The sequence below is a fragment of the Pseudogemmobacter blasticus genome (assembly GCF_003071405.1).
In the GTDB taxonomy this organism is placed as follows: domain Bacteria; phylum Pseudomonadota; class Alphaproteobacteria; order Rhodobacterales; family Rhodobacteraceae; genus Pseudogemmobacter; species Pseudogemmobacter blasticus.
On sequence record NZ_CP020470.1, the window covers coordinates 939,868 to 966,734 of the forward strand.

General features: G+C 67.5%; 25 protein-coding genes, 1 tRNA gene and 1 pseudogene. 6 read left to right on the plus strand and 21 right to left on the minus strand.

Going from position 1 to position 26,867, the window contains the following annotated elements:
- Positions 1-22: 22 nt before the first annotated feature.
- The 8 genes and pseudogenes from B6K69_RS04525 to B6K69_RS04560 form a co-directional block, all read right to left on the minus strand.
- On the minus strand, positions 23-1,315 hold the full coding sequence (locus B6K69_RS04525; protein WP_108642939.1) for a DUF3422 family protein: 1,293 nt from the start codon (positions 1,313-1,315) through the stop codon (positions 23-25).
- Between the two features lie 170 nt (positions 1,316-1,485).
- Positions 1,486-2,745, minus strand: coding sequence for a glutamate-5-semialdehyde dehydrogenase (locus B6K69_RS04530; RefSeq protein ID WP_108642940.1), 1,260 nt, complete (start codon positions 2,743-2,745; stop codon positions 1,486-1,488).
- A 78-nt stretch (positions 2,746-2,823) separates the two neighbouring features.
- Positions 2,824-3,942 carry a glutamate 5-kinase gene (gene proB / locus B6K69_RS04535; protein WP_108644772.1) on the minus strand — a complete coding sequence of 373 codons (1,119 nt, stop codon included), beginning with the start codon at positions 3,940-3,942 and terminating at the stop codon, positions 2,824-2,826.
- Between the two features lie 11 nt (positions 3,943-3,953).
- Positions 3,954-4,979, minus strand: a complete 1,026-nt coding sequence (gene obgE / locus B6K69_RS04540) for a GTPase ObgE (RefSeq protein ID WP_107674269.1) — start codon at positions 4,977-4,979, stop codon at positions 3,954-3,956.
- A 150-nt stretch (positions 4,980-5,129) separates the two neighbouring features.
- Entirely contained in the window at positions 5,130-5,687 is a 558-nt protein-coding gene (locus B6K69_RS04545; RefSeq protein ID WP_107674270.1) for a GNAT family N-acetyltransferase, read from the minus strand.
- A gap of 127 nt (positions 5,688-5,814) precedes the next feature.
- The gene (rpmA, locus tag B6K69_RS04550; protein ID WP_107674271.1) at positions 5,815-6,084 is read right to left on the minus strand and encodes a 50S ribosomal protein L27; all 270 of its coding nucleotides are present in this window, start codon (positions 6,082-6,084) and stop codon (positions 5,815-5,817) included.
- Between the two features lie 147 nt (positions 6,085-6,231).
- A pseudogene (gene rplU / locus B6K69_RS04555) lies at positions 6,232-6,603 on the minus strand (50S ribosomal protein L21); the annotation flags it as partial.
- Positions 6,604-6,839: 236 nt separating this feature from the next.
- Entirely contained in the window at positions 6,840-7,727 is an 888-nt protein-coding gene (locus B6K69_RS04560; RefSeq protein WP_108642942.1) for a DUF2059 domain-containing protein, read from the minus strand.
- Between the two features lie 217 nt (positions 7,728-7,944).
- Here B6K69_RS04560 and B6K69_RS04565 point away from each other — a divergent pair.
- Positions 7,945-8,034: transfer RNA gene (locus tag B6K69_RS04565), tRNA-Ser, on the plus strand.
- A 171-nt stretch (positions 8,035-8,205) separates the two neighbouring features.
- Here B6K69_RS04565 and B6K69_RS04570 read toward each other — a convergent pair.
- From B6K69_RS04570 to B6K69_RS04600, 7 genes are all read right to left on the minus strand, one after another.
- Complete coding sequence (locus tag B6K69_RS04570; protein ID WP_108642943.1) at positions 8,206-8,634, minus strand: arsenate reductase family protein; 429 nt, start codon at positions 8,632-8,634, stop codon at positions 8,206-8,208.
- On the minus strand, positions 8,631-9,650 hold the full coding sequence (gene arsB, locus B6K69_RS04575) for an ACR3 family arsenite efflux transporter (RefSeq protein WP_108642944.1): 1,020 nt from the start codon (positions 9,648-9,650) through the stop codon (positions 8,631-8,633). The genes B6K69_RS04570 and arsB overlap by 4 nt, the downstream gene beginning before the upstream one ends.
- Positions 9,647-9,970, minus strand: coding sequence for an ArsR/SmtB family transcription factor (locus B6K69_RS04580; protein WP_108642945.1), 324 nt, complete (start codon positions 9,968-9,970; stop codon positions 9,647-9,649). The genes arsB and B6K69_RS04580 overlap by 4 nt, the downstream gene beginning before the upstream one ends.
- A 224-nt stretch (positions 9,971-10,194) precedes the next feature.
- On the minus strand, positions 10,195-11,049 hold the full coding sequence (locus B6K69_RS04585) for an SMP-30/gluconolactonase/LRE family protein (RefSeq protein ID WP_108642946.1): 855 nt from the start codon (positions 11,047-11,049) through the stop codon (positions 10,195-10,197).
- Positions 11,046-11,651 carry a 2-dehydro-3-deoxy-6-phosphogalactonate aldolase gene (locus B6K69_RS04590; protein WP_108642947.1) on the minus strand — a complete coding sequence of 202 codons (606 nt, stop codon included), beginning with the start codon at positions 11,649-11,651 and terminating at the stop codon, positions 11,046-11,048. The genes B6K69_RS04585 and B6K69_RS04590 overlap by 4 nt, the downstream gene beginning before the upstream one ends.
- Positions 11,648-12,547: a 2-dehydro-3-deoxygalactonokinase gene (locus B6K69_RS04595; protein WP_108642948.1), complete on the minus strand. Its 900-nt coding sequence runs from the start codon at positions 12,545-12,547 to the stop codon at positions 11,648-11,650. The genes B6K69_RS04590 and B6K69_RS04595 overlap by 4 nt, the downstream gene beginning before the upstream one ends.
- The gene (locus tag B6K69_RS04600; RefSeq protein ID WP_108642949.1) at positions 12,544-13,308 is read right to left on the minus strand and encodes an SDR family NAD(P)-dependent oxidoreductase; all 765 of its coding nucleotides are present in this window, start codon (positions 13,306-13,308) and stop codon (positions 12,544-12,546) included. The genes B6K69_RS04595 and B6K69_RS04600 overlap by 4 nt, the downstream gene beginning before the upstream one ends.
- Before the next feature lie 146 nt (positions 13,309-13,454).
- Between B6K69_RS04600 and B6K69_RS04605 the strand changes: the two genes are divergently transcribed.
- Positions 13,455-14,240 carry an IclR family transcriptional regulator gene (locus B6K69_RS04605; protein WP_108644773.1) on the plus strand — a complete coding sequence of 262 codons (786 nt, stop codon included), beginning with the start codon at positions 13,455-13,457 and terminating at the stop codon, positions 14,238-14,240.
- Between the two features lie 4 nt (positions 14,241-14,244).
- On the opposite strand, the gene hutX is transcribed toward B6K69_RS04605, so the two are convergent.
- From hutX to B6K69_RS04630, 5 genes are all read right to left on the minus strand, one after another.
- On the minus strand, positions 14,245-14,754 hold the full coding sequence (hutX, locus tag B6K69_RS04610) for a heme utilization cystosolic carrier protein HutX (protein WP_108642950.1): 510 nt from the start codon (positions 14,752-14,754) through the stop codon (positions 14,245-14,247).
- A gap of 2 nt (positions 14,755-14,756) precedes the next feature.
- Positions 14,757-16,154, minus strand: a complete 1,398-nt coding sequence (gene hutW / locus B6K69_RS04615) for a heme anaerobic degradation radical SAM methyltransferase ChuW/HutW (protein ID WP_206340541.1) — start codon at positions 16,152-16,154, stop codon at positions 14,757-14,759.
- Positions 16,155-16,523: 369 nt separating this feature from the next.
- The gene (gene mdoH, locus B6K69_RS04620) at positions 16,524-18,263 is read right to left on the minus strand and encodes a glucans biosynthesis glucosyltransferase MdoH (protein ID WP_108642952.1); all 1,740 of its coding nucleotides are present in this window, start codon (positions 18,261-18,263) and stop codon (positions 16,524-16,526) included.
- Positions 18,260-19,849, minus strand: a complete 1,590-nt coding sequence (locus B6K69_RS04625) for an OpgD/OpgG family glucan biosynthesis protein (RefSeq protein ID WP_164681881.1) — start codon at positions 19,847-19,849, stop codon at positions 18,260-18,262. The genes mdoH and B6K69_RS04625 overlap by 4 nt, the downstream gene beginning before the upstream one ends.
- Entirely contained in the window at positions 19,846-21,114 is a 1,269-nt protein-coding gene (locus B6K69_RS04630) for an OpgC family protein (protein WP_228156805.1), read from the minus strand. Before B6K69_RS04630 ends, B6K69_RS04625 begins: the two co-directional genes overlap by 4 nt.
- A 422-nt stretch (positions 21,115-21,536) precedes the next feature.
- Between B6K69_RS04630 and B6K69_RS04635 the strand changes: the two genes are divergently transcribed.
- From B6K69_RS04635 to tdh, 4 genes are all read left to right on the plus strand, one after another.
- The gene (locus B6K69_RS04635) at positions 21,537-22,967 is read left to right on the plus strand and encodes a protein adenylyltransferase SelO (protein ID WP_108642955.1); all 1,431 of its coding nucleotides are present in this window, start codon (positions 21,537-21,539) and stop codon (positions 22,965-22,967) included.
- A gap of 56 nt (positions 22,968-23,023) precedes the next feature.
- On the plus strand, positions 23,024-23,581 hold the full coding sequence (locus B6K69_RS04640; protein WP_108642956.1) for a helix-turn-helix domain-containing protein: 558 nt from the start codon (positions 23,024-23,026) through the stop codon (positions 23,579-23,581).
- A gap of 138 nt (positions 23,582-23,719) precedes the next feature.
- Entirely contained in the window at positions 23,720-24,916 is a 1,197-nt protein-coding gene (locus B6K69_RS04645; protein WP_108642957.1) for a glycine C-acetyltransferase, read from the plus strand.
- Entirely contained in the window at positions 24,916-25,941 is a 1,026-nt protein-coding gene (tdh, locus tag B6K69_RS04650; RefSeq protein WP_108642958.1) for an L-threonine 3-dehydrogenase, read from the plus strand. Before B6K69_RS04645 ends, tdh begins: the two co-directional genes overlap by 1 nt.
- Before the next feature lie 49 nt (positions 25,942-25,990).
- Here tdh and B6K69_RS04655 read toward each other — a convergent pair whose 3' ends face one another.
- Positions 25,991-26,827 carry a protein NO VEIN domain-containing protein gene (locus tag B6K69_RS04655; protein ID WP_164681882.1) on the minus strand — a complete coding sequence of 279 codons (837 nt, stop codon included), beginning with the start codon at positions 26,825-26,827 and terminating at the stop codon, positions 25,991-25,993.
- Between the last annotated feature and the right edge of the window lie 40 nt (positions 26,828-26,867).

The window sequence follows — 26,867 nt, forward strand, 5'->3', positions numbered from 1 at the left end:
TTTCGGCCCCTGCCCCGCCGGTTCAGTCGTCGTCGTGCAGGTGGTCGCGGATGCGGCGCACCATCAGCCAGACGCCCAGGATCACCGGCAGCACCAGAAGCGCCGTCAGCATTTCCTTCGACAGCCCAGCCAGCTTGCCCAGCGGATAGGCGGCATAGGCCAGCAGGCTGACCGCGTAATAGCTGATCGCCACCACCGACAGGCCTTCGACCGTGCGTTGCAGCCGCAGTTGCAGGTCGGACCGGCGGTCCATGCTTTTCAGCAATTGCTGGCTGCGGGCGCTGCGTTCCACATCCACCCGCGTCCGCAGCAGTTCCGCCGCCCGCTGCGCCCGTTCCGCCATCGCGCCAAGGCGGCGTTCGGTGGCGCGCACGGTGCGCATGGCCGGATCATAGCGGCGCATCATGAATTCGGCGAAGGTCTGCTTGCCTTCGATCCGCTCTTCGCGAAGGGCCTGAATCCGCTGGGTCAGGATCGCCTCATAGGCCGCCGTCCCGGCGAAGCGGAAGGTGTATTTCACCGCAAGGCTTTCCAGTTCCGCCGAAATACCCAGCAGATCATGCAGCGCCGCCTCGGGGGACGGTTCGGCATGGTCAAGCCCTGTCACCAGCCCCGACAGCCGCGGGTCCAGTTCATTCAGCGCAGTGGTCAGGCTGCGGGCCTGCAACAGCCCCAGCATCGACACCGCGCGATAGGTTTCAATCTCGCACAGGCGCTGGACGATGCGGCCGACGCGGCGGCCGCTGGTGCCCGGTCGCACGAAGACGGCAAAGCGGATCTGGCCGGCGGCATCAATGCGGAAATCGCCCGCCACCACGGCGGTGCGGTCCACCACCCAGGCCATGGCCAGGCTTTCCGGCACGAACCAGGCCTCGGCCAGGCGCACCATCTCGTGCTCATCCTCGGGCATCTGTTCGACGCGGATGACGGCCGAGGTCAGCCGCTTGCCGGGGGCCTGGGCCAGCCAGTCGTCGGGGAAGACATCGGCTTCGGCCGGGTCGAAGGGACGGGACGATACACCGGGGCTGAAGGCGGTATAGGTGACAAACTCGGTATGGCTTTCCCATTTCAGCGAGGCACGGCCCAGCGTTCCGAAGAAATGCGTCGCCTCGGGCGCCGGCTGCGGGCTGCCTTCGCGGGCAAGCAGGTCCAGAAGGTGCATCCGGTCCAGCGCCCGGTCACGCCCGGCGGCATTGCCCGGCTGCTTGATCGCCAGCAGCACCGCCGTGCAGGGCACGGTCAGCGACGGGAACGGCCGCGCGTGCAACTCGTTCACGGTGGCATAGCGTTGCGGGTGATCCTCGATCGGAGGCATGTCGGTCTTCCTTGCGGCTGTGCAGCATGAGGTAGGGGCGCACCCGCGCGGCGACCAGAGCTTTCTTGGAATACAAGGGTATGCAGCAACGGTGTTGCCGGTTTGCCCCGCCCTGGCGGGTGAACAGTGCTGTGAAATCAGGCGGCCATAAAGCCGCGCCGATGCCTTGCCTAGCTGCGAATGGTGCCGTTGCCGGTGACCAGATACTTGAAGCTGCACAGTTGTTCGGCCCCCACCGGGCCGCGCGCATGAAGTTTGCCGGTGGCGATGCCGATCTCGGCCCCCATGCCGAATTCGCCGCCATCGGCGAACTGGGTGCTGGCGTTGCGCATCAGGATGGCGCTGTCCAACCGTTCGAAGAACCGCGCGGCGGTGGCGTCGTTCTCGGTCAGGATCGCCTCGGTGTGCTGGCTGCCGTATTTGCGGATATGGGCAATCGCCTCATCCACGCCATCCACCAGTTTCGCGGCGATGATCATGTCCAGGAATTCGCGGCCAAAATCGTCGGGCGCGGCCTTGACGGTGCCGGGAATCTTGAGCAGTTCGCCCTCGGTCCGCACTTCGACCCCGGCCTTGAGCAGATCTTCGATCAGCACGGGCCCATGCTGGGTGTAGAACCGCCAGTCGATCAGCAGACATTCCGCCGAACCGCAGATGCCGGTGCGGCGCGTCTTGGCGTTCAGCACCACGCGGCGGGCTTTTTCCAGATCGGCGTCCTTGTCGGCATAGACATGGCAGATGCCTTCCAGATGCGCGAAGACGGGCACCCGCGCCTCGCGCTGCACCAGCCCGACCAGACCCTTGCCACCCCGGGGAACGATCACGTCGATATAGTCCGTGGCGCGCAGCATCGCGGTCACCATCTCGCGGTCGCGGGTGGGGACAAGCTGGATCGCCGCTTCGGGCAGTCCGGCTTCACGCAGGCCCTGTTGCAGGCACTCATGGATCGCCTCGGACGAGTGGAAACTTTCGCTGCCGCCGCGCAGGATGACGGCATTGCCCGATTGCAGGCACAGGGCGCCGGCATCGGCGGTCACGTTGGGCCGGCTTTCGTAAATCACGCCAACCACCCCCAGCGGCGTGGCGATACGCTGGATATGCAGGCCGTTGGGCCGATCCCATTCGGCCAGAACGCGGCCGACCGGGTCTTTCTGCGCCGCGACGGCCAGAAGCCCGTCCACGATGCCGCGCAGGCGGTGCGAATCCAGCTTCAGCCGGTCCATCATCGCGGGCGACAGACCCTTGTCGCGGCCATAGTCCAGATCAAGGCAGTTGGCGTCCAGGATTTCCTGTTCGCGGTCGCGCACCGCGGCGGCCGCCGAAACCAGCGCCGCCGACTTGCGTTCGGACGAGGCAAAGGCCAGTTCCGCCGCCGCCGCGCGGGCCTTGGCACCGATTTCCGCCATCAGGTCTGCGAATTGCCCGTCCATCGCCGCACTCCCCGGCCTGATCGTCTGGCCTCAAAATCCTTGAAGATTCCTGCAATTTCCGTCGCAGGAAATTGCCCGTCACACCACCATGTCGTCCCGATGCACCAGCGCCGCACGGCCCTGATAGCCCAGGATCGCCTCGATCTCGCCCGAGCGGTGACCGGCGATCTGTTTCGCCTCGGCGCTGGTATAGCGCACCAGCCCCTTGCCCAGCACCGCCCCTTCCGGTGACAGGATCGCCACGGGTTCCCCCCGGCCGAAGGTTCCGGTGACGCGCGTCACCCCGGCGGGCAACAGGCTTTTTCCGGCGCGCAGGGCCGTTACAGCGCCGGCGTCCAGCAGCAATTCGCCCTTGGGCTTCATCGCGTTGATCCAGCGTTTGCGGGCAAGCTGCGGATCGGCGCCGGCAACGAACCAGGTGCGATTGGCGCCCTGCGCCAGCGCGGTCAGCGGCCGCAGGGTCGAGCCTTCCATGACCGCCATGGCGCAGCCCCCTGCAACCGCCGTCTTGGCGGCCAGCAGCTTGGTTTTCATGCCGCCCTTGGACAGGCCGGAAATTGGGTCGCCCGCCATCGCCTCGATCTCGGGGGTGATGGTGTCAACCAGATCGAAGCGGATCGCAGTCGGGTCTTCCTTGGGATTGGCGGTGTAGAACCCGTCCACATCGCTGAGCAGGATCAACTGATCGGCGCCCACCGTCACCGCGATCTGGGCGGCCAGACGGTCGTTGTCGCCAAAGCGGATTTCATCGGTGGCCACCGTGTCGTTTTCGTTCACGATCGGCACGACACCCAGGCCCAGCAGCGTTTCCATGGTGGCGCGGCTGTTCAGATAGCGGCGGCGGTCCTCGGTGTCTTCCAGCGTCACCAGCACCTGCGCGGTGGTAATGCCATGCGGGGCCAGCACCTCTTCATAGGCGCGGGCCAGGCGGATCTGGCCCACGGCCGCCGCGGCCTGGCTTTGCTCCAGCGTCAGCACGCCTTCGGGCAGGCCCAGCACCTTGCGCCCCAGCGCAATGGACCCCGATGAGACCAGCACAACATCGGTGCCGCGCACCTTGGCCTCGGCCACGTCCATCGCCAGCGCCGAAAGCCAGCCCTGTTTCAGCCCGCTCTTGCGGTCCACCAGCAGGGCCGAACCGATCTTGACCACCAGCCGCCGCGCCGCCCGCACATCGGGCGCAGGGGCGGCGACCATGCCGGTTTCCGTCAGGGCTGCCACGGCCGCACCTCGGAAGGTTTGGGATCTTCGCGCTTGATCTGGGCATAGATGGCGCGCAGCACATCCTGCACGCCCTTGCCCGCCGCGCCCGAGATCACATGCACCGGGCCGCCGCTGGCCTTTTCCAGCGCGCGGCGGCGGTCGCTGATCTGGCGCGCATCCATCGCATCGGTCTTGTTCAGCGCCAGAATCCGCGGCTTGTCGCCCAGAACATCGGAATAGGCCTCAAGCTCGGTGACGATGGTGCGGTAATCCTTGGTGATGGTCGAGGACGTGCCGTCCACCAGATGCAGCAGCACCTTGCAGCGCTCGACATGGGCCAGGAACTGGGTGCCCAGCCCCCGCCCTTCCGAAGCGCCTTCGATCAGGCCGGGGATGTCGGCCATGACGAATTCATGTCCGTCCACGCCCACGACGCCCAGGTTCGGCACCAGCGTGGTAAAGGGATAATCCGCGATCTTGGGCCGGGCGTTCGATACGGCGGCCAGAAAGGTGGACTTGCCGGCGTTCGGCAGGCCAACCAGCCCGGCGTCGGCAATCAGCTTCAGCCGCAGCCAGATCGTGCGCTCGACCCCGGGCTGGCCGGGGTTGGCGCGGGCGGGGGCGCGGTTGGTGCTGGTCTTGAAGCGCAGGTTGCCCCAGCCGCCGTTGCCGCCTTCGGCCAGGCGGATGCGCTGGCCCACGACGGTCAGATCGGCCAGAACGGTTTCCTCATCCTCGTCCAGAATCTCGGTTCCCAGCGGCACCTTCAGAACGATGTCTTCACCGCTGCGGCCGGTCTTCTGGCTGCCCATGCCGGGCTGGCCGTTCTTGGCAAAGAAATGCTGCTGGTAGCGATAGTCGATCAGGGTGTTCAACCCCTCGACCGCCTCGGCCCAGACCGAACCGCCATGGCCTCCATCGCCGCCATCCGGTCCGCCGAATTCGATGAACTTCTCGCGCCGGAAGCTGGCGCAACCGGCCCCGCCCCCGCCCGAGCGGATATAGACTTTGGCAAGGTCGAGGAATTTCATCGGTCAGGGCTTTCGGGTGTGATCGCTGCGGCGATACAGGAACAGGGGCAAAGTCTCAAGCGGTGCCGCATTTCGCACAAGGGGCGTGCGGGTCGGGAATGGGGCCGATTTCGCCATGGAAATCGGGCCCGCCCGGCCCCGCGCGCGGCCTTAGTCCAGTTTGCGGACATAGGTCCAGGTTGGCACCAGGGCATTGCGGGCCACCGAGAACGCCTCGGCATCGCCAAGATACTGGAAGCCTGCGTTGGTCAGCACCCGGGCGCTGCCGGGGTTGTCCTGAAACACCTCGGCGAAATAGGTGCAGTCGGCCAGCGGGTTGGCGGCGACCAGCGCGCGCACCGCCTCGGATGCGATGCCGGTGTTCCAGAAGGCCGGCGCCACCCAATAGGCCACCTCGCTTTGCCCGGCCTTGCCACGGGCAGGCTCCATCGGCTTGAGGCTGATCACCCCCAGAAGCTCGCTCAGCCCGGTTTTCGATCCGTCCATCACCCAGACGGACCCGGGGCGTTCATGGGTGATCGCACGGGCGACAAAAGCCTCGGCCGCGCCGGGGGGAAAGGGATGCGGAATGTTCTGCGTCGCCTCGGCAACGCGGCGGTCAGCGGCATGATGGGCAATCAGCCCCGCATCCGATGTCCGCATCGGGCGCAGGATGAAACGACCCGCGGCGATCTGCCCTTCGGAACCCGAAACCGTATCAACAACCATGACGTCCCTCCTTGGCAGCACATTTGGGGTTCCTGTCCCCGCTGTGCCAGAGCGTTCGGGCAGAATGACCGGGGGGACCGGCCTTGCAGCCGATCCCCCCGATACATTCCGAATGTAAAGGTTCGGCTTACTCGGCAGCCTCCGCAACCGGGAGAACCGAAATGAAGGTACGGCCCTTGAGGCCCTTCTTGAAGGTCACCTTGCCCTCGACGACGGCAAAGATGGTATGGTCGGTGCCCATGCCCACGCCTTGCCCCGGGAAGAAGGTGGTGCCACGCTGACGCACGATGATGTTGCCCGGAATGGCAGCCTGACCGCCATAGAGCTTGACGCCCAGGCGACGACCGGCGCTGTCACGACCATTGCGGGATGAACCGCCTGCTTTCTTGTGTGCCATGGGAGATTACTCCTTCGCTTCCGCGGCCTTGCGGGCGCGCTTCGGTTTCTCGGCGGGTGCCTCGACGGCCACGGCCTCGACAGCAGCCTCGGCCTTCGGGGCCTTGGCGACCTTGGCCGGTTTCGCGGCGGCCTTGGCGGCACCGGGGGCTTCGTGCGCGGTGCGGCGCGCGTCGGCGGTGCCGGTCGCAACCTTGACGCCCGACTTGTCGGCGCCGGCTTCCAGCACGTCGGTCACGCGGACCAGCGTCAGGTGCTGGCGGTGACCCTTGGTGCGCTGCGACGAATGCTTCCGGCGGCGCTTGACGTAGTGGATGGTCTTCTCGCCCTTGATCTGGTCGATCACTTCGGCCTGAACCGCAGCGCCGGCCACGAAGGGCACGCCGACGGTGGAGCCCACCATCAGAATATCGTTGAACTGGATCTTGTCACCAGCGGCAGCGTCAAGCTTTTCAACGCGCAGAACGTCACCCGCCTGCACCTTGTATTGCTTGCCGCCGGTCTTGAGGACCGCAAACATGGGTCGTATCCTTTCCTTCGTCCGCGTCCTTCGGCCCCGTTTCCGGCGTTCCGGGGGCCTGCCTTTGCAGCCCAGCCCCGCCTTCGGACAGCGCGCCCCGGTCCGGGGCGAGTGTCAAAACAAAATCCGCCCGGGATTCGCACCCCGGGCAAGATGCGCGCTTATCGGGTCGGGGGGCGGCGAAGTCAAGCAGGCATTGCACGGGCGCGCCGCCCTGCCGCGCCCCCTCCGCAGGGTCAGATCTGCTGGCTGATTGCGAACCGCGCCGTCAGCCGCCCCATCGCCTCGGACACCGGGGTCATGGTTTCGGTCATGGCGGCGTTGATCGCGGCCGTCACCGCGCGCCCTTCCGGGGTTTCGCTGAAGGTCAGGTAGCGTTTCAGTTCCTCATCGCTGAGGGGCGTATAGGCCAGCACCAGGAACCGCACCAGCCAGGCCCCCACCTCGCCACGTATCGACGGCTCTTCCGCCCAGACCTGCCGCATCCGTTCGTCCCGCGGCGGCGGCACCCCGGCTGGGCTGCCGGCGGCCATCCCGTCGGAAAACGCCAGTTCGGCGCTCAGCGAACCCGCAACGCCGCTTTCCAGCAGATCGCCCGCGGTGATCAGGTCGCGGATCAGCCGCAGGCGCGGGCTGCGCGCGTCGCGCATGTCCTGTGCCGCGACTTCAGCCGCCTCGTCTGCCGCCACATCCAGCATGGCGCGCCGCGCCGCGATTTCCTGCGTCAGGATGCGCTGGCCAAGATCCGAACCGTAGAAGGCCAGCGCGGCAGGAATCACATCCCCCTGCCCGGCCAGGGCTTGGGCAAAGGCCGCGTCGAAGCGCGGTCGCAGCACCGCCGGATCGTAAAGGGCTGCCACCTCGGCCGCCCAGGCCGCCCCGCCGCGCCCGGGAAAGAACTGTTCTTCCAGGGCATCGGCCTGCGGCCGCGCCTCTTCGGCCAGAAGGGCAAAGGTCGGATCAAGCTGCAAGACTGTAGCCAGGGCCGCCGCATCGGAGGAATCCGCCTTCCCGGATTCGGCCGTTGGGGCGGGCAAGGCGGCGCCTGGCGCAATACCTTCGGCCGCCAGGGGCAGCGGCGCGGTCAGGGCCAGAAGGGCGAGAAGGGCAACAGATCGGCACATCGCGGGTCTCCACCGGGGCCGGCCGCGCACCCGCGCCGGCAGGCCGGAACACCAGCCTTCGCCGCAGCCTAGGATGCCGCGCGCCCGCCGCCAAGCCCCGCCCCCGTCACGGCTGCGTGGGGCCGGAAACGCACCGCAGCAAATCCTGATGCGAAACGGGGTTGCGCTTGCCCCCAAGGGCCGCTAAATCCCCGCCACGACGACCCCCAGAAAGCGCGGAGAGGTGCCGGAGTGGTCGATCGGGGCGGTCTCGAAAACCGTTGTGGGTTTGCGCCCACCGTGGGTTCGAATCCCACCCTCTCCGCCATTCCTTCCCATCGTTGACGGTCGAATAACAGCTTGCTTGCGGGCAAGCCTTTGACCTTTTGCGCGGATTGTCGGTCGCTGCCTTCCTTCGTGTTGTTTCGATTGGGCCCGGTCCTGTTCCTTGTGGGATACGCGCGATGAGACGACAGGGCGCCGTCCATCCCCCGCTGTGTCAGAATAGGCGCCTGCCCTCGGCGTCGATGATCAGTTGTCCGTCCTCTTTTGCCAGTGGACCGGGCGGAGTTCGGTCCAGCAGGTCCAGAACCACCTCCGAGGGGCGGCACAACCGCACGCCCTTTGGCGTGCAGACGATGGGGCGGTTCACCAGGATTGGGTGCGCCACCATGGCGGTCAGAATCTGGTCGTCGGTTACGCCTGCCGCAGTCAGGCCCATCTCCTCGGCCGGGGTGCGTGAGATGCGCAATCCCTCGCGCGGTGTGACATTGGCGGCGGCAAACAGCGCCAGAAGCTGCGGCCGGGTCCAGCCCTCTTTCAGGTAGTCGATGACGACCGGCGTATATCCGGCGGCCTGAAGAATCCCGAGGACATTGCGCGATGTGCCGCAATCGGGGTTGTGGTGGATGACAACGGGAAAGCTCATGCTGGAAACCTGTTCCGTGTGCGGTTGACGAAAGCGACCAGCGACAACATGACCGGCACCTCGACCAGCACACCGACAACGGTGGCAAGTGCAGCACCGGAGTTGAGGCCGAAAAGGCCGATGGCCACGGCCACCGCGAGTTCGAAGAAGTTCGAAGTCCCGATCAGCGCGCAAGGGCCCGCCACCTTGTGCGGCAGTTTCCAGGCAAAGGCCCAGGCATAGCCAAGCGCGAAGATGCCATAGGACTGCAGGATGATCGGCACGGCGAGCAGCGCGATCAGAAGCGGCTGCGCAAGGATGATCGGCCCCTGAAAGCCGAAAAGCAGCACCACCGTCAGCAAGAGGCCAAGAACAGAGCCGGGCTTGATCCGCGCCGTGAAATCCGACACCGCCGCCGCGCCGCCGCGCGCCATCAGGGCCCGGCGTGTCAGCGCTCCGGCGATCAGCGGAATGACGATGTAAAGGACAACCGACAGGATCAGCGTTTCCCAGGGCACGGTGATGTCGGTGACACCCAGCAGGAAGGCAACGATCGGCGCGAAGGCCACGACCATGACCAGATCATTCACCGAGACCTGCACCAGCGTGTAGTTCGGATCGCCCTTCGTCAGTTGTGACCAGACAAAGACCATGGCCGTGCAGGGCGCCGCGCCCAGCAGGATCAGGCCCGCAATATATTCCGGGGCCTTCACCGGGTCGATCAGGCCGGCGAAGATATGGTTGAAGAACAGCACGGCCAAGGCCGCCATGGTGAAGGGCTTGATCAGCCAGTTGATGACCAGCGTGATCACCAACCCCTTCGGCCGCCGCCCGACATCCTTGAGCGAGCCGAAGTCGATGGCGATCATCATCGGATAGACCATCGCCCAGATCAGCACGGCAACGACCAGATTGACCGAGGCGTACTCAAGGCTGGCCAGGGACACGAAAAGGCCGGGCATCAGATTGCCGAGCAACAGCCCCGCAAGGATGCAGAGCGCGACCCAGAGGGTCAGCCAGCGTTCGAACAGGCTCATGTGGTTTCCTTTTGCCCAGGCACACAGCAGGCATCGCCGGGGGGGGATTTCAGGGTGGCAACGAATGTTGTCAGAGGAATCAACGAGGACGGGTTCAGCGCGTAACAGACGCGGGGTCCGTCGATCTCGCCGGTGATGATCCCCGCGGCTTTGAGGATACGCAGGTGTTCCGACACGGTGGACTGCGCCAGACCGACGGCATCCACGATGTCCCCCCCCATGCAGCCGGGTGTCGACAGCAGCAGGCGAAGGATGCGCAGACGCGCCGGATGCGCCAGCGCCTTCGCCAGTTCTGCGATTTCATTGTCACTATACGGCATGGTTCGTCCTTATTATCGTAAATCGACGATAGACGATATTTTGCGCTTGAGCAACAGCCTTCCCGGCAGACGGTCACAAGCGGATGAACCCGCAGGGCGCCTTCCAGTGTCATGACAAAGAATGACAAGCGGCAGAGAAAGCCCGCCCTCTCTGCCGTTCGCCCCGAAGGGCACTGCACGGGCACTTTCCGCTTCCGCACACCCGATGAATTGCCTGCCGCTCTTCAGCGCGCGGGCGGCAGGATCACCCGATGTTCGGTCTGCCCCCTGGCGATGCCCTTCGCCATGAAGGTCTGCCCTGCCGCCGGATAAGTGGCGCGGGCGGGGGCGTCCATGTCCTGCAGGGCGGTGGTGCAATAGAGCGTGTCGCCGCCGAAGGCCGGGCAACTGGTGTGCGGCGCGTCAAAGACGATGCTGCGCAGGCGGCTGCCGTCGGGCGCATAGGCCGAGACGCGGGCCGCGCCCCATTCGGCCAGCCACATTACCCCGGCGGCGTCGATCACCGCGCCATCGGGGTTCAGCCCCTCGGCGGTCAGATCCAGAAACACCTCTGGCCGGCCCGAGGGCCAGCCCTCGGCATCCAGCGCCACGCGCATGACCTGTCCGGTCACGGTATCGGCAAAGCGGGCGCTGCGGCCGTCGGGGGCAAAGCAGATCGCGTTCGGGATGGTGATCCGCGGGAACAGGCAGCGCAGTTCGCCACGAAACCAGCGCCAGATCGCCCCTGCCCCGGCTTCCGCCCGTTTGCCCATGGTGCCGATCCAGAAGCCACCCTGCGGATCGGCCCGGCCATCGTTCGAGCGGGTCTTCGCATTGCCCGCGTCCAGATCCGCCACAGGCTGGCTTTCGCCACTGACAAGGTCAAAGCGGAAGAGCGCCCGTTCGCTGGCGATCAGCAGGCTGTCCCGGTCCAGCCAGCCCGCGGCGGACACCATGTCGGGAAAGACCCAGTCGCGCGGGCCATCGGCATCCCGCGTCAGCAGGCGGCGGCCCAGAATGTCAAACCAGAACAACTGGTCGCGCAAGGGGTGCCAGAGCGGGCCTTCGCCCAGTTCGCAGGGGCGGGAATCGAAGATCATCGCAGAGCCTCGTCATAGGCGGCGACCAGGGCGCGGGCGCGCTGGCCCACTTCGGCGGCAGACAGTCCGGGGGCGTAAAGCGCGGTGCCGATGCCGAAGCCGTCGGCCCCGGCCTGAAGCCACAGGCCCAGATTTCCGGCCCCTGCCCCGCCCACGGCGTAAAGAGGGGCGGCCGGCGGCAGAACGGCGCGCAACGCCTTCAGCCCCTCGGGGCCGATCAGGTTGCCGGGAAACAGCTTCAGCCCGGTCGCGCCGGCGGCCAGCGCCGCAAAAGCCTCGGTCGGGGTCATCACGCCGGGCCAGCTTTGCAGGCCCAGACGGCGGGTTTCCGCGATCACCGCCGCATCGGTATTGGGCGAGACGATGATCCGCCCGCCTGCCGCCGCCACCTCGGCCACCTGTGCGGGCGTCAGCACCGTGCCCGCGCCGATCAGCGCAACCTCGCCAAAGGCCCGCGCCATGGCGGCGATGGACAATAGCGGCTGCGGCGAATTCAGCGGCACCTCGATCGTGCAGATCCCGGCCTTGATCAGCGCGCCGGCCACCGGCAGGGCATCTTCGGGCGGCAGGCCACGCAGGATTGCGATGATCGGGCGGGTCATGCGGCAGTTCCTTTCAACGCGCCGGAGGCCAGCGCCAGCCCGGCAAGGGTGCAATCGGTGGCCGGCAGCACCCGCGTCGTAGCGCCCTGCGCCGACAGTCCGCGCGCGTAAAGCCCGCACAGCCGGTCAGCCCCGATCAGCAGGATCGGCAGGCCCAGCCACCAGGGCCGCGCCGCCGCCAGTTCGGCACCGATCAGCAGCCCGGACAGCCTGGACCGCGCCGCCGCACCGGACAGCCCATCCAGCAACCCTTCGGCCCGCAGCCGGAACAGCAGCGCCATCAGACGCTCGGGCCGACTGGCGCCTTCGGCAAGGCCCGCGTCAAAGGCGCCGTCGTCCCACCCTTCGGCCAGACCGTGGCGCAGCACCGACTGTTCGCTGAGCAACGCGAACAGCTCGCCCGTCAGGAAGGTCTGGAAACTGACCACCTCGCCCGCGCTGACCTGCGCCCATTTGGAATGGGTGCCCGGCAGGCAGACCGCGCCGTCGAACCCCGGATGCAGCGCCAGCGCCCCGGCGATCTGGGTTTCCTCGCCGCGCATCACATCGGCAGGCACGGCCTGCGCCAGCCCCGGCACGATCTGCACGGCGATCCGCCGGTCCTGCACCGGCACCGCCGCCAGCGCCCCTGCCGCCACGGGCGCACAGGGCACCTGCCGATAGGGCGCCTCGTGCCAGCCCTGGCGGCTGCCCACCATGCCACAGGCCAGCACCGGCGTAACACCGGCCCCCAGCCAGCCCCCGATCAGCCGCAGCAAGGCCGGTTCGAACCCGGCCCGGTCCAGCCGCCCCATGCCTTCGTGCGAGGCGGCTTCGGCGCGCACGCCTTCCGGCCCCATGGCCCAGGCGCGCAGCCGCGTGGTGCCCCAGTCAACCGCTATCCAGTCTGCTTTCATCCGGTCACCACCACACCGCCGTCGATCACCAGCGCCTGCCCCGTCATCGCCTTCGAGGCGGAAGACGCAAGGAACAGGCAGCCGCCCACCATATCCTCGGGCTCCAGCGCATAGGGCAGGCATTGCCGCGCCAGATGCGCCGCCAGCCCTTCGGGCGTGACCCAAAGATCCTTCTGCTTCTGCGTCAGCACCCAGCCGGGGGCCAGCGCATTGACGCGAATCCGGTCGGGGCCGAATTCGCGGGCAAGGCTGCGGCTCAGGCCGTTGATGGCGGAATTCGCCGCCGTATAGACCGGATAGCCCGCGTTCCCCATCATGTAGCTGATCGAGGAGAAGTTGATGATCGCCCCGCCCCCGGCTGCCTGCATACCGGGAATCACCGCCTGCGCGGCAAAGAAATAGGCCTTCAGGTTGATGGCAATGGACCAGTCGAAGAACGCCTCGTCGGTCTCAAGCGTCTTGTGGCGCTGGTCATTGGCGGCATTGTTCACCAGCACGGTGATCGGCCCATGCGCGGCGGCGGCCTGATCCAGTGCCCCGCGCAAGGCCGCCAGATCGGTGATGTCGCAGGGCAGGAACAGGGGGCGGTTGCCGGTTTCCTGCGCCATCCGGTCACAAAACGCCGCGCCATCGCGACGCTGGCAGAAGGCCACCCGGGCGCCCTGCCGCAGGAAGCCCTCGGTCAGCGCCGCGCCGATGCCGGACCCGCCGCCGGTGACAAAGACCGAAGCGCCGCTCAGGTCGGGGTAGATCGGGGTCATCGCTGGCTCTCCCATGTCAGCAGGCGGCATCGGGTCTGGGGCGCATCCGGCCCCGGTGCGAAGTTCCATTATTTGAAACTAGTTCTTGAATATTGAAACCATGCCGCACAGACTTGGCCCTGTCAACGGGCCAGGGGGAACAGGCGATGGCAACCGGCACAGCGGCGGATGGAACGGTCGGCAAGGCGCTTGAGGTGCTGGACAGGGTTGCCGCACATGGCCGCCCGGTACGGTTTTCGGACCTGCTGGCCGAAAGCGCCTATCCCAAGGCCACGCTTTACCGCCTGCTGCAGACGCTGGTGCATCAGGGGCTGCTGACGCAGGACGAGGCCACCGGCAGCTACCGCCCCGGCCTGCGCCTGCTGCGGCTGGCCCATGCGGCCTGGGCAACCGCATCCCTTGCGCCGATTGCACGGCCCTGGCTGGACACGCTGGCCATGGAAACCGGCGAGACGATCCATCTGGCGCAGCTTGATCAGGGGCAGGTTCTGTATGTGGACAAGCGCAACGCCGCGCGCCCGGTCGAGATGTATTCCTCGGCCGGCAAGGTTGGCCCGGCCTATTGCACCGGCGTTGGCAAGGCGATGCTGGCCTTCCTGCCGCCCGCCGCCCTGCCCGGCGTGCTGGCGCGGCAAAGTTTCCACCGCTTCACGCCGGCCACGCTGGACAGCGCCGAAAAGCTGACCGCCGAACTGGCGGAAGTCCGGGCCCGCGGCCATGCCTTCGACCGCGAAGAGCATGAGCCCGGCATCATCTGCTGCGCTGTGCCGATCCTGACGCGCGGGGGGCGGGTGATCGGGGCGCTGTCCGTCACCTCGACCACCGCACGCAGCACGCTGGAAACCCTTGCCGCCGGGGCCGGCCGGTTGCGGGACTTGGCGGCGCAGATCGCCGCCGCCGCCGAAGACTGGCAGTTCCCCGAAGCCGGCTGACCCGTCAGCCCCCGGCCAGCAGCCGTGCCTCCAGCGCATCGAAGGCGGCAATCTGGGCCGGTATCAACTGGCGCTGCGCATCGCGGCCCAGATAGACCTTGAACAGGCAGGCCCCATCCTGGCCATAGACCTGCACCGACCGCGTTTCCGACCCGAACAGCCGGCGCCTGACAAAGGCCACATGGGCCGCCGCCGCAAGGTGCAGATGGCCGCCCGTGGGCTTGCCCCTGAAGTTGTACATGCCCTGCGCAACCGTGCCGCCGCCCAGGGGCGCCTTGACCTCAAGGATCACCGGCCCTGTGTTGACGATGAAGGTCACTTCTCCCCAGGCGGCGATGTCATCCAGCGCGGCCACCATATGGCGGCCCGGCAGCAGCGTCACCTCGCCCGGCGGCAGGGCGTTCAGCACCTCCAGCGGGGTGACCCCGGCACTGCGGGCAATATCTTCCAGCGCGGCCATCGGCTGGGCGGCAAGGGCCTCCGCCAGGGTGGGACGGGTGTCGATCAGTGTCATTTTCAGGTCTCCTTCAGATCGGGGTGCTGGCCCAGCCAGCCGGTCAGGCGCGCGGTCATCGGCACCTGCCAGAACCGCCCGGCCCGCGTCAGCCGCCAGGCGCCATGCTCGGGCCGCAACAGCCCGGCTTCGGCCCATTGCGCCAGAAGCGGGGCCAGATGGGCCTCAATCGTGCGGGATGGCCCCCCGCAAAGCCGCCGCAGCGCCACCTCGACCGGGCGCAGGTCCAGCCGTCCGCGCTCCATCCCAGCCTTGACCGCATTGACCACCGGCGCCGACCGCGCGTGCCGCATCAGGCCGCGCACCAGCCCTGCCCCGCGGACGGTGGCGAATTCGGTCAGGACCGGCGTGTTGCGGTAGCTGAGGCCCCGAAGAGACCCGCCGCCCCCCGCACCGAAGGCCAGACATTCCGCCCCGGTCTTTACCGCCAGATTGTAGACATTGCGTTCACGCAAGCCGCCCTGCCAGTGACTGGTCGAGATCGGCGTCCAGCCCTCTGCCTCGGCGGCCTCTTCTCCGGCCGCGAAGAACCGGCCCAGATCGGATGGCCCGGCGGGCGTCATCTTGCCCTTCTCCATCGCCGTCAGCAGCGGTGTGCCCGGGATCAGGTTCAGCGAATACAGATCCAGCCCGTGCAGCCCGATCTGCGCGCAAAGTGCGACATCGGCCGCCACATCCGCCGGCGTCTGCCGGGGCAGGCCATAGATCAGGTCAACCACGATGGCGGCGCTGTCCAGCGCCACCAGCCCCTCCAGCGTGGCAATCAACTCGGCGCGCGTCGCCTTGCGGCCCAGCGGGCGGCGGATTGCCTCGGAAAAACTTTGCACCCCCAGCGACACGCGGTTCACCCCGGCCCCGAAAGCCGCCCGCGCCTTGTCCAGACCGAAGGAATGGGCCCGCCCTTCCAGCGTGATCTCGCAATCGGGGGCCAGCGGCAGGTGGCGGCGGATCGCCTCGACCAGCCGGGCCAGATCGCGCGCGGCCAGGGCGGTTGGCGTGCCGCCCCCCAGATAGACCGCCTGCAGGGGCGGCCCGTCCCGGGCGGGGGTTTCGGCAAAGGCGGCCATCTGCGCGATCACCGCATCGACATAGGCTGGGCCTTCGGTCGGCCGCCAGGCGTTCTGGTAGAAGCCGCAGAACAGGCAGTGGTTTTCGCAGAACGGGATATGCACATAGCCGACCGCCCGCGCCTCTCGCGGGCGGGAATGGATCTGGCGCCACAGGTCCGGTACATCAGCATCGGGCACCGCCGTCATGGCCGCCGCCGGATGCGCCCCGCGCTTGGGCGGAAAGGCCGAGGTCAGGGGATCACCGCCAATCGCCGCGAAGAAGGACTCGACGGTCGGGGTGGCGTGATCGCCGATCACGGCGCCGGGCAACTTGCGCAAGGCCTGCGTCATTGCCCGCCCCATGCTGCCGAAAAGGCGCCGGTCGCGGCCCCTTCCTTCCGCCCACCGGGAAGGTGTGCCAAGAACGTCATGCAGAACTTCCCTTGCCGGTTTGAAGAAAGGGTCCGCGACCTGGCAAAGGCTGGGTAAGTGGAACGCCTGCCGGTCTTAGGGCAACCGGACGGGTGGTTGAGTTGATTCAGATCAATTTCCGATAAAAATAATCAACAACCCCAGCGCAAGGCTCTGGCGGGCAGACTGACGGTTCACAGGCCCGCCTTATGGGCCGCCGTTCCGGCCGCACAAACGAAAACCCCGGCGCCTTGCGGGCCGGGGTTTGCCATGTCGTGTAAGTGCCCGGTTGCCCGCGCGTCAGCGCCCTCAGCGCAGCCGGCCGGTCGAGGCGACGGGAATCCAGTGCCCGTCCGATGCCGCCAGCTTGGACACCGGCACCGACAGCACAAGCCCAACCGCCACCGGCAGCGCCCAGAGGCTGAGCCCCCCGGCAATGATCGCCGCCAGCAGGATCAGCCCAAGACCCGTTTCCACCGCATGGAACCGGATCAGGTCGCGCCACGGAATCGGGCCGTGCCCATGCTGCGGCCAGCCGGTATCCACCCCGGTCAGCGCGCGCAGGATGATCTTGAGGTGCTGCACCATCATCACCGGCGCCACCAGCGCCGAAACCAGCGTCTCGGTCAGCACCGCACCGGCAAAGGCCAGACGGCGCCCGCGCGGCAGGCCGACACGCAGGATATGGTCGGCAATCCCCATCAGCTTGGGCGCGAACAGCAGCGCCAGCACGGTGACCATCAGCCAGCCCGCACCGTTGCCGGTGCCCGGCGTCAGGAAATACACTTCTTCCGACCCGGCCGAGGCCCAGAGGATCAGGATCGCCGCCCAGACCACGGCGCCAAGATAGGCCATGGCGCCCGAGAACAGGTGGAACCGGGAAATCGGGTTCAGCCCCGCCGCACCAAACAGCAGGCGGACGTGCTGCAGGTTGCCCTGGCACCAGCGGGCGTCGCGCTTGATATGGCCCACCAGCGACGACGGCGCCTCTTCATGGCTGTCTGCCGCTTCGGGCAGGATACGCACGCCCCATCCGGCACGGCGCAACAGCGCGGCTTCCACGAAATCGTGGCTCAGGATCACGCCGCCCAGCGGGCGCGGGCCCGACAGTTGCGGCAGGCCGGCGCAGGTGGCGAAGGCCTTGACCCGCACCATGGCATTGTGGCCCATGAAGTTGCCGTCCGACCCGGTCCAGCTTGCATAGCCACGGCCCAGCGGCCCGCCATACACCCGGTTGGCAAAACTTTGCAGACGCTGCCAGACCGTCTCGCCGGCATCGACCAGCGGCAAGGATTGCACCAGCGCGCAGCCCGGATCGGCCACCAGCGCATCGGCCAGCGTCAGAACGGTGCGGCGGCCCATGCGGCTGTCGGCGTCCAGGATCAGCGCCGCGTCATAGGCCGAACCCTGACGGGTAATCCAGTCGCGGATATTGCCTTGCTTGTAATCACGGTTCTTCAGCCGGTGGCGATAGCGGATCACCAGATTGGGCCGCGCCTCGCTGATGGCGGCAACGGTCGCGGTTTCCGTCAGCACCGCGCGCGGATCGCGGGTGTCAGACAGGACATGCAGCGAAAATCGGTGGGCGTGTCCCGGCCCCTTCAGGGCCGCCAGCAGGTCGGCGGCGCGACCGATGGTTTCCTGCGGGTCTTCGCCATACATCGGCAGCAGGATGGCAATCCGCAGCCCCGGCGCCGCGGCATGGGCCTGCGGGCGCGGACGGCGGAAGAACCCGATCGCCGAGGTGACGGTGGACAGCGCCAGCCAGTAGATGGCAAAGCCCGACAGCACCGCCAGGGCGGTTTCGGCCGGGCCAAGCCGGCCATCCACCGTCAGCACCTGCGCCGTGGCCAGCCCGAAGGCCAGCGCCACCAGCGGCGGCAGCCCCAGAACTGCCAGCCGCACCCGCCGCGCGTGCGTCCGGCGCGGGCCGGTTGCGGGCGCTGCCGGGTCATGGAACGGCAGTTTCAGGTTCTGATCCGGCATAAGAAGGCTTGCCGGCAAGCCAACGGGCTGGAAGCCCGTCAACGGACGAAGAAGCTGCGTCATGCGCCAAACCACCTGTAAAGCCAAACTTCCCCGACCCGGACCGCATCACGCCACAACTCGACGCGCAATTCGGCCGGAATGCCCTCGGGCATCAGAAAAGTTGCCGCAACCCGGACGCCTCCCGTCGCGGGGTTGGGTTTCACTTGCACGCCCTTCACCTCACCGGACGATGTGGACACCCGCGCCTCCAACGCAGAGATGTCCTCGCCCAGCGCCGGATGGGGCGCGTAGTCAATCGTGAAGATGCGGCCTTCTTCAAAGACCCGCTCGCCGGTGCGGCTGCCCTGCACCCGCGCCACCAGACCGTCCACCGGGGCATCTTCGCCCCAGTATAGACGATAGCTGAATTTCTGTTCGCTGCCCGCCGCCATCGGCGCATCCGGCTGCCAGTAGGCCACGATGTTGTCGTAGATTTCCTTGTCAGCCGGAATTTCCATCAGCATGACCCGGCCCTTGCCCCAGTCGCCCAGGGGTTCCACCCACAGGCTGGGGCGGCGTTCATACTTGGCTTCGAAATCCAGATAGGACTCGGGATCGCGCGCGCGCTGCATCAGGCCAAAGCCGCGCAGGCCGGTGTCGCCAAAGCCGCTCATCTCCACCCGCTCGGGGTTGCGCAGCGGCCGCCACAGGATTTCGCCCGCGCCATTGGCGATCTGCAACCCGTCGCTGTCATGCACGCCTTCGCGGAAATCGTCGAACTTGATTCGGTTCAGATTGTTGAACAGGAACATCGAGGTTTCCGGCGCGATGCCGAAATCCGTCAGCTCGACGCGCGGGTACACCGTCGCCTCGACCTCGATCACCGTGGGCAAGCCCTTGCGGATGCGGAAGGTATAGGCCCCTGTGGCCGAAGGGCCGTCCATCAGGGCATGAACCACCGCCTCGGCAGAGCCGGCGGCCGCCGCTTCCACCCAATAGGCGCGGAACAGCGGGAATTCCTCGGGGCCGTTCGCCCCGGTGGTGCCGATGGCCAGCCCACGCGCCGACAGACCATAGATCTGGTCCTTGCCGATGGCACGGAAATAGGTCGCGCCCTGGAACACCGCATATTCCTGGAACACCGTCGGTTCGACCAGTTCGCCCAAAAGGCGGATACCGGAAAAGCCGGTTCCGGCCGGGTCAAGCTGCGGGAAACGGTCGGTGGTGTCGTACAGCCCCAGATCGAAGGCCACGCGCCGGGCCATCCCGTCCTTGACCGCATTCACCTCGACCTCATGGGTCTGATAGAGGCCGGCGATGAACAGGTCGGCCCGGACGGCGCTGTCGCTGTCGCGGAACAGGCCGTTGCGGGTATCGAACCAGATCTCGCGGAACTGGTCATAGGTCAGGTCGCGCCATTCGGACGACACTTCCGGCGGCGGCACATAATCCGCCGCGGCCAGCGCCTTGGCCTCGGCCTCAAGCGTTGCACGGCTGAAGGGCAGCGGGTCGCCCAGTTTCACCCCGAAGGTCTTGGGTTCGATCACCGTGGCGCCTTCGGAGGCGGCGGTCGCGGCTTCCCCCTCGGCCCGCACCAGTTGCGGCATCAGCCCAAGGGCCGACAGGGTGCCCAGAAGCGCCCGGCGTGACATCACGGAACCGCTCATCCCCGCACCTCCGGCCCGGAAACAGGCATTGCCGAGACAGGGCCTTCGGGCATCGCACGACCGGCGCGCGGCACCGAGGCCACACCGGCCGGCCGCACCGGCGCCTTCCACGGGCTGGACTTGAACCATGTGACCACGACGGCGGTCGCATAAAGCAGCCCCAGCCCCAGCAGGTTGACCGCCGCCGTTGCCGCGAAATCGCGTCCGAACAGGTCCAGCAGCGCGCCAAGACCGCGGGCGATCACCATCGACACCGCGAAGACCGCCAGCGACTGCCGGCCGACCAGCGACACCGCCTGCACCACCGGCACCCGGCGCGTGCCCTGGGTCAACCAGGCACCCTTGGGGCCAACGGCAACCCAGGCCAGATAGGCCAGCGCCAGGAAGTGCACATAGCGCAGCGCGCCCTGCGTGGTCTTTTCGAACAGGAACCACCAGTCGCCCCGCAGCGAGCGCAGCCCCTCGAAGGCGCCCAGCGTCACATGCCAAGCGAAAGGCACCGTCACCAGAACAATCGCCAAGGCCAGCACCACCAGCCCGCGCCGCACCGGCGGCACCGGAAGCCAGCCCGCCATCAGCGCATAGCCGGTCATGAACACCAGTTGCCAGGCAAAGGGGTTGAAGAACCAGGCCCGGGTCGATCCACGCTCGAACCACAGCTCGGCCGGCAGGTTCAGCAGGCCGAACTGCGCCACCACCCACAGGGCCACGCTGACCGCCATCGCAAGCCTACGGTCAACCCGCGCCAGCAGCAGGAACAGCGGCAGCATCGCCAGCAGCACGATATACATCGGCAGGATGTCGAAATAGTTCGGCACATAGGTCAGCGTCAGCAGGCCCAGCAGGTTCGGCCCGGTTTCATTCAGGAACGGCTTGAGGTTCAGCCCCGACACCACGTCGCGCGGGAACAGCCCGGTGGCATTGATCGCCACCATCAGCGCCAGCGTCAGCAGGAAGATACCGATATGCACCCAGTAGACCTGCCAGATCCGGTGCGCGATGCGCGCCGTGCCCAGCAGCCAGCCCGCGCGGGCGAACAGCGTGCCGAAAGCCAGCGCCGAAGCCATGCCCGAGCAGAACACGAAGATCTCGGCCGAATCCGAAAACCCGAAGCGGCCGGGCATGAACAGCGCCCAGGGGTTGTCGGTGATATGGGCGACAAGGATGACAATCATCGCAACGCCGCGGAAGAAATCCAGCCGCAGATCACGCGGCCGCGGGGCCGGGGTCATCGTGGTTGCGGGGCCTGCATACACTTCAGCCACCCGTCATTCCTGTCTCGCCCGGCCGGTGGAAGAACCCGGCTCTGTCAGGCATCTGTTGCATTCGTCTGCCTTGCCAGCGATTCTGCAGGCGCAGCATCATTCCAAGCCGCCCGGATACCTCTATGCAGCTTTGGCTTCAATCCGGGCACGACTGAAAAGATCGTGATTTTGGCGGGTTAGCGCAGGTGCGCCGGCAGCTATCCGCCGATACGCCCAAAAAACAGGCAAATGGCGGATGAAATTCCACCGTCGCGCCTTGTTCCCGCAGGCGGATGCCGCTTGCGCAAACAGAACGCCCCTGCCCTGCCCGGCAAGAGATGCGGCATCGGCCTTGATGCCCTTTGCCACCGGGGGCCTTCGTGGACCACTTGCCCCGTTGTCTGGCGGCCCCATATGCTGCGCAGGGCAAAGGGGGCCCGGCCATGACCTTCCGTTTTGACAATACCTGGGCCCGCGATCTGCCGGGCACCTTCCTGCGGCTTGCCCCTGATGCGGCCCCTGCCCCGGAGCTGGTCTTCTTGAATCGCCCGCTTGCGGCCGATCTGGGCCTCGACGCTGATGATCTGGCCGCGCAAGGGGCCGGATGGTTCTCGGGTGCCGCCCTGCCGCCCGGCGCCGATCCGGTCGCGCTGGCCTATGCCGGCCACCAGTTCGGCGGCTTCTCTCCCGTTCTGGGCGACGGGCGGGCGCATCTGTTGGGGGAACACCTTGCCCCGGACGGCCGCCGCTATGACCTGCAACTGAAAGGCTCGGGGAAAACGCCCTTCTCGCGCGGCGGCGACGGCAAGGCCGTGCTTGGCCCCATGCTGCGCGAGGCGCTGGTGTCCGAAGCGATGGCCGCGCTTGGCGTGCCCACCACCCGCGCGCTGGCCGTGGCCACCACGGGCGAAGGCATCTGGCGCGACAGCGGCCGCCAGCCCGGCGCGGTGCTGGCCCGGATTGCGGCCAGCCACATCCGGGTGGGCAGCTTCCAGTTCCTGTCCGCGCGGGGCGAGACGGACAAGCTGCAGGCGCTGACCGCCTACACGCTGGCCCGCCACTACCCCGATGCCCCGGCAGCGGAAACGCCCGCGCTGACGCTGTTCGATGCCGCCGCCGCCCGCCAGTGCCGGCTGATCGCGCAATGGATGGGCCTTGGCTTCCTGCATGGGGTGATGAACACCGACAATATGGCGCTGTCGGGGGAAACCATCGACTATGGCCCCTGCGCTTTTCTCGATGCCTTCGACCCCGACACGGTGTTTTCTTCGATCGACCGGCAGGGGCGCTATTCCTGGGCCAATCAGCCGCGCATCCTGCTGTGGAACCTGGCCCGTCTGGCCGAGGCGCTGCTGCCGCTGATAGACCCGAACGGCGACACGGCGGTCGCGGCGGCGAATGACCGACTGGACCGGGTTGCCGCGCTTTACCGCAGCGACTGGCTGGCCGTGATGCGGGCCAAGCTGGGGCTTGCGGGCGAGGATGCGGCGGACGGCGCCCTGATCGACGACCTGCTGGCCGCGATGCAGGGGGCTGACTGGACCCTGACCTTCCGCCGCCTTGCCGGGGCCGCCGCAGGCGACACAGCCGCCCTGCGCCCGCTGTTCCCCGATTTCACCCTCATGCAGGGTTGGCTGCCGCGCTGGCAGGCCCGGCTTGCCCCCGACGCCGCCGCCCGGATGCTGACGGTGAACCCCGCCGTGATCCCGCGCAATCATCGCGTGGAAGAGGCGCTGACCGCCGCCACAGGCGGCGACATGGCCCCGTTCGACGCCCTGATTCAGGCCCTGCGCGAACCGTTTGTCGAGCGCGAGGCGTACATGCTGCCGCCGCCTTCGGGCTTTGGCCCCTATGTCACCTTCTGCGGCACCTGACCCGGCGTTCTGCGACAGGCGTTGACGCCGCGCATCGGGCGGGGTTTGCTGGGCGCATGTCCAACCGCTCCGACATTCATGACCGCCTGGCTTCTTCCCTGCGCGAAGCCCGCCGTGCCCGCGGGCTGAGCCTTGATGCAGTGGCCAAGCTATCGGGCGTGTCGCGCAGCATGGTCAGCCAGATCGAACGGGGCGAATCCTCGCCCACGGTGGCCACTCTGTGGAACCTGACCCAGGCCTTGCAGGTGGATTTCGCCGGGTTGCTGGAAGGCAAGCCACGGCCGGGGATCGAGATCACCCGCGCCGATGCGGCCCCGGTGATCGACCGGGGCGGCGTGCGCATCCGCATCCTGTCGCCGCCCGAGGCCGTGGGCGAAAACGAGGTCTATGATCTTGAATTCAGCCCCGGCGCGCGGCTGCTGTCCGAGCCCCATTCGCCGGGCTGCCGGGAACATCTGACGGTGATCGACGGTCAGCTTCGGGTGCGTTCGGGCGACGAGGACGAACGGCTGGGGGCCGGCGACGTGGCCCGCTATGCCGCGGACCGCGACCATGAGATCGGCGCCGATGGGTCCGCCCCGGCGCGCGCCATTCTGATCGTTCAGGGAAGCTGAAGCCGGATGCCGGACCGCCGGCGCCGAAGGTGACTTGCGGAAGGAAGACCCCGGAATCCGTCTTGGCGGACACATATCCGCCATATTGACACATCCGGCAGCGATGCGGTAATTCCGTTAAAACGGAGGAAATCTTTCATGACGGATGCGGGTGGGGCGGCGTTTCTGGGGCACCTGGCCGGGGTGCTTGACGGCATCCGGGGCGAAGGTCTGTGGAAGTCCGAGCGGGCGATCGAAGGGCCGCAAGGCGCCTGGGTCACCATGGACGGCCGGCGGATGCTGAACCTTTGCGCCAACAACTATCTGGGTCTTGCCGATGACCCGCGGCTGGTGGCGGCGGCCAAGGCGGCGATGGACGAGGCAGGCTATGGCATGGCCTCGGTCCGGTTCATCTGCGGCACACAGGAAATGCACCGCAAGCTGGAAACCCGGCTGGCCGGCTTTCTGGACATGGAGGATTCGATCCTGTTCGCCGCCTGTTTCGATGCCAATGGCGCGGTGTTCGAACCGCTGCTTGGCCCCGAGGATGCGGTGGTCTCGGACAGCCTGAACCACGCCAGCATCATCGACGGCATCCGCCTGTCGAAGGCGCGGCGCTATCGTTACGCCAATGGCGACATGGCCGACCTTGAGGCGCAGCTCAAGGCGGCGCGGGCCGAAGGGGCGCGGCATATCCTTGTGGCGACCGACGGCGTGTTCTCGATGGACGGCTATTTCGCGCCGCTGGCCGAGGTGCGGCGGCTGGCCGATGCCTATGGCACGCTGGTGATGGTGGACGACTGCCACGCCACCGGCTTTGTCGGGGCGAAGGGGGCAGGAACGCCGTCGCGCGCCGGGGTTGCGGTAGACATCCTGACCGGCACGCTGGGCAAGGCGCTTGGCGGAGCTTTGGGCGGCTATGTCGCCGGGCCGAAGGTGGTGATCGACCTGCTGCGCCAGCGCGGGCGGCCGTATCTCTTTTCGAACGCGCTGCCGCCGGCGGTGGTGGGTGCCGGGCTGGCCGCGCTGGACATCATCGAGGCGGCCGATGATCTGCGCGCCCGGCTTTTCGAGAACGCCGCCTATTGGCGGGCCGGCCTGACGGCCGCCGGGTTCCGGCTGCTGCCGGGCGAACACCCCATCGTGCCGGTCATGCTGGGCGATGCGGTGCTGGCGCAACGGATGGCGGCGGCCCTGGCCGAGCGGGGGGTGCATGTCGCGGGCTTCTTCTTCCCCGTGGTGCCCAAGGGGCAGGCGCGCATCCGCACGCAGATGAATGCGCGGTTGACGCGGGACGATCTGGATTTCGCGCTGTCGGCCTTTGCCGAAGCGGGCCGTGACGTGGGGGTGATCTGATGCGCTGTCTGGTAAAGGCGAAGGCGGAGCCGGGGCTTTGGGCCGAAGAGCGGCCGGTGCCTGCGATAGGTGCAGACGACGTGCTGATAAAGGTACGCAAGACAGGCATATGTGGTACCGACGTTCACATCTGGAACTGGGACGACTGGGCGCAGAAAACCGTGCCGGTCGGGCTGGTGACGGGCCACGAATTCGCGGGCGAGATCGTGGAACTGGGCCGCAACGTGACCGACCTTGCCATCGGCCAGCGGTGCAGCGGCGAGGGGCATCTGATCGGCACCCACAGCCGGCAGTCGCGATCGGGGCGGTTCCATCTGGACCCGGAAACCCGCGGCATCGGCGTGAACGAACCCGGGGCCTTTGCCGAATACCTGCGGCTGCCCGCCTTCAACGTGGTGCCGCTGCCGGACACGATTCCCGATGAGATCGGGGCGATCCTCGATCCGCTGGGCAATGCGGTTCATACCGCGCTGTCCTTCGATCTGGTGGGTGAGGACGTGCTGATCACCGGCGCGGGGCCGATCGGCATCATGGCCGGGGCGGTGGCGCGGCATGTGGGGGCGCGGCATGTGGTCATTACCGACGTGAACCCCGACCGGCTGCGGCTGGCGGCAGAGGTGGCCGACATCGTGCCGGTCAACGTGGTGACGGAAGACCTGCGCGAGGTGATGGGCCGGCTGAAGCTGGTGCAGGGCTTCGACGTGGGGATGGAGATGTCGGGCAGCCCGGCCGCGTTCGACCAGATGGTCGAGGCCATGGTGATGGGGGGCCGCATCGCGATGCTGGGCATCCCGCCGGGCCGGTCGGCGGTGGACTGGAGCCGGATCGTGTTCAAGGCGATCACGATCAAGGGCGTCTATGGCCGCGAGATCTTTGAAACCTGGTACAAGATGATTGCCATGCTGGAAAACGGACTGAACATCGGCAAGGTCATTACCCACCGCTTCCCCGCCGACAGGTTCGAAGAGGGCTTCGCCGCCATGCGGTCGGGCACCAGCGGCAAGGTGGTGCTGGACTGGGGCTGACGCCGCCGCCCCGGCAGGGCGCGGCCTGCGCAGCGCCCTGCCCCGCCGTTCAGCCGAAATCGGCGCGGAAACTGGTGGCGGTCAGCGCCACATGTGCCGAAAGCGGCGGGCGCAGTTCGAAGGCGCGGGGGCTGCGGGCAAAGTTGAACACCCGCACCAGCCGCCAGTCGGCGCGGCGTTCGTCGGCCACGCGCAATTCGTTGGCCGCAATGTGGAAGGGCGTCCGGTCCCAGGCGCCGTTGGTGGTTTTCACCTCGATCAGCCGCTCGGCCCCTTCGGGGGTGAAACTGGCAATGTCATAGCCTGCCCCATCGCCACGCTCCTGCGAGACCCAGACGATGCGGCGGGCCAGATCGTGCCGGCCCGCCCGGCGCAGCGTTTCGCGTTCATGCGCCAGCACCCGTTCTTCACCGGCCCAGCCAAGGCTGCGGTTGCGGTCATCGCGCGCCGCCACATCAAAGCGCAGGGCGATGGCGCGCAGCTTTTCGGCAAAGGCCGGGGCGGGTTCGTTGCGCAGGGTTGGCGGCGTGTCGAACGGAAGCGGGGCCACTTCGGAAACGCCTGCCGCCGCCGTGCCGGTTGCTGGTGCGGCAAAGTCCGGGTGGCGTTCCAGCCAGTCGTTCACCGGGCCGGCCAGCGCGGCCTGAAAGTTCTGGGCCGGCAGGTAGCCGGCAATGCGCGGGGCACCCAGCCCCATCAGTACGGCGCTGAAGTTCTGGTGCTTGAATTCGATGGCGGCTTCGCTGCGCCCGGCCAGAAGCGGCTGCAAGGCGCGGCGATGGGCGGCCTTGCTGTAGGGCCGATCGGCAAGTTCAGCCGCCAGCATCGCGAAGTAATCCGCGACGATGGCTTCGTTTTCCGAGTCTGACCATGCCTCTTGCGCCATGGCGGCACAGTGCCAGGCCCGGGCGCGCCTGTCACCCCTG

Bases quoted from the DNA above. Each gene is read 5' to 3' on its own strand.
- B6K69_RS04525 (WP_108642939.1), bottom strand. From the start codon at position 1,315: ATGCCTCCGATCGAGGATCACCCGCAACGCTATGCCACCGTGAACGAG.
- B6K69_RS04530 (WP_108642940.1), bottom strand. From the start codon at position 2,745: ATGGACGGGCAATTCGCAGACCTGATGGCGGAAATCGGTGCCAAGGCC.
- proB (WP_108644772.1), bottom strand. From the start codon at position 3,942: ATGGTCGCCGCCCCTGCGCCCGATGTGCGGGCGGCGCGGCGGCTGGTG.
- obgE (WP_107674269.1), bottom strand. From the start codon at position 4,979: ATGAAATTCCTCGACCTTGCCAAAGTCTATATCCGCTCGGGCGGGGGC.
- B6K69_RS04545 (WP_107674270.1), bottom strand. From the start codon at position 5,687: ATGGTTGTTGATACGGTTTCGGGTTCCGAAGGGCAGATCGCCGCGGGT.
- rpmA (WP_107674271.1), bottom strand. From the start codon at position 6,084: ATGGCACACAAGAAAGCAGGCGGTTCATCCCGCAATGGTCGTGACAGC.
- B6K69_RS04560 (WP_108642942.1), bottom strand. From the start codon at position 7,727: ATGTGCCGATCTGTTGCCCTTCTCGCCCTTCTGGCCCTGACCGCGCCG.
- B6K69_RS04570 (WP_108642943.1), bottom strand. From the start codon at position 8,634: ATGAGCTTTCCCGTTGTCATCCACCACAACCCCGATTGCGGCACATCG.
- arsB (WP_108642944.1), bottom strand. From the start codon at position 9,650: ATGAGCCTGTTCGAACGCTGGCTGACCCTCTGGGTCGCGCTCTGCATC.
- B6K69_RS04580 (WP_108642945.1), bottom strand. From the start codon at position 9,970: ATGCCGTATAGTGACAATGAAATCGCAGAACTGGCGAAGGCGCTGGCG.
- B6K69_RS04585 (WP_108642946.1), bottom strand. From the start codon at position 11,049: ATGATCTTCGATTCCCGCCCCTGCGAACTGGGCGAAGGCCCGCTCTGG.
- B6K69_RS04590 (WP_108642947.1), bottom strand. From the start codon at position 11,651: ATGACCCGCCCGATCATCGCAATCCTGCGTGGCCTGCCGCCCGAAGAT.
- B6K69_RS04595 (WP_108642948.1), bottom strand. From the start codon at position 12,547: ATGAAAGCAGACTGGATAGCGGTTGACTGGGGCACCACGCGGCTGCGC.
- B6K69_RS04600 (WP_108642949.1), bottom strand. From the start codon at position 13,308: ATGACCCCGATCTACCCCGACCTGAGCGGCGCTTCGGTCTTTGTCACC.
- B6K69_RS04605 (WP_108644773.1), top strand. From the start codon at position 13,455: ATGGCAACCGGCACAGCGGCGGATGGAACGGTCGGCAAGGCGCTTGAG.
- hutX (WP_108642950.1), bottom strand. From the start codon at position 14,754: ATGACACTGATCGACACCCGTCCCACCCTGGCGGAGGCCCTTGCCGCC.
- hutW (WP_206340541.1), bottom strand. From the start codon at position 16,154: ATGACGCAGGCCTTGCGCAAGTTGCCCGGCGCCGTGATCGGCGATCAC.
- mdoH (WP_108642952.1), bottom strand. From the start codon at position 18,263: ATGACGCAGCTTCTTCGTCCGTTGACGGGCTTCCAGCCCGTTGGCTTG.
- B6K69_RS04625 (WP_164681881.1), bottom strand. From the start codon at position 19,849: ATGAGCGGTTCCGTGATGTCACGCCGGGCGCTTCTGGGCACCCTGTCG.
- B6K69_RS04635 (WP_108642955.1), top strand. From the start codon at position 21,537: ATGACCTTCCGTTTTGACAATACCTGGGCCCGCGATCTGCCGGGCACC.
- B6K69_RS04640 (WP_108642956.1), top strand. From the start codon at position 23,024: ATGTCCAACCGCTCCGACATTCATGACCGCCTGGCTTCTTCCCTGCGC.
- B6K69_RS04645 (WP_108642957.1), top strand. From the start codon at position 23,720: ATGACGGATGCGGGTGGGGCGGCGTTTCTGGGGCACCTGGCCGGGGTG.
- tdh (WP_108642958.1), top strand. From the start codon at position 24,916: ATGCGCTGTCTGGTAAAGGCGAAGGCGGAGCCGGGGCTTTGGGCCGAA.
- B6K69_RS04655 (WP_164681882.1), bottom strand. From the start codon at position 26,827: ATGGCGCAAGAGGCATGGTCAGACTCGGAAAACGAAGCCATCGTCGCG.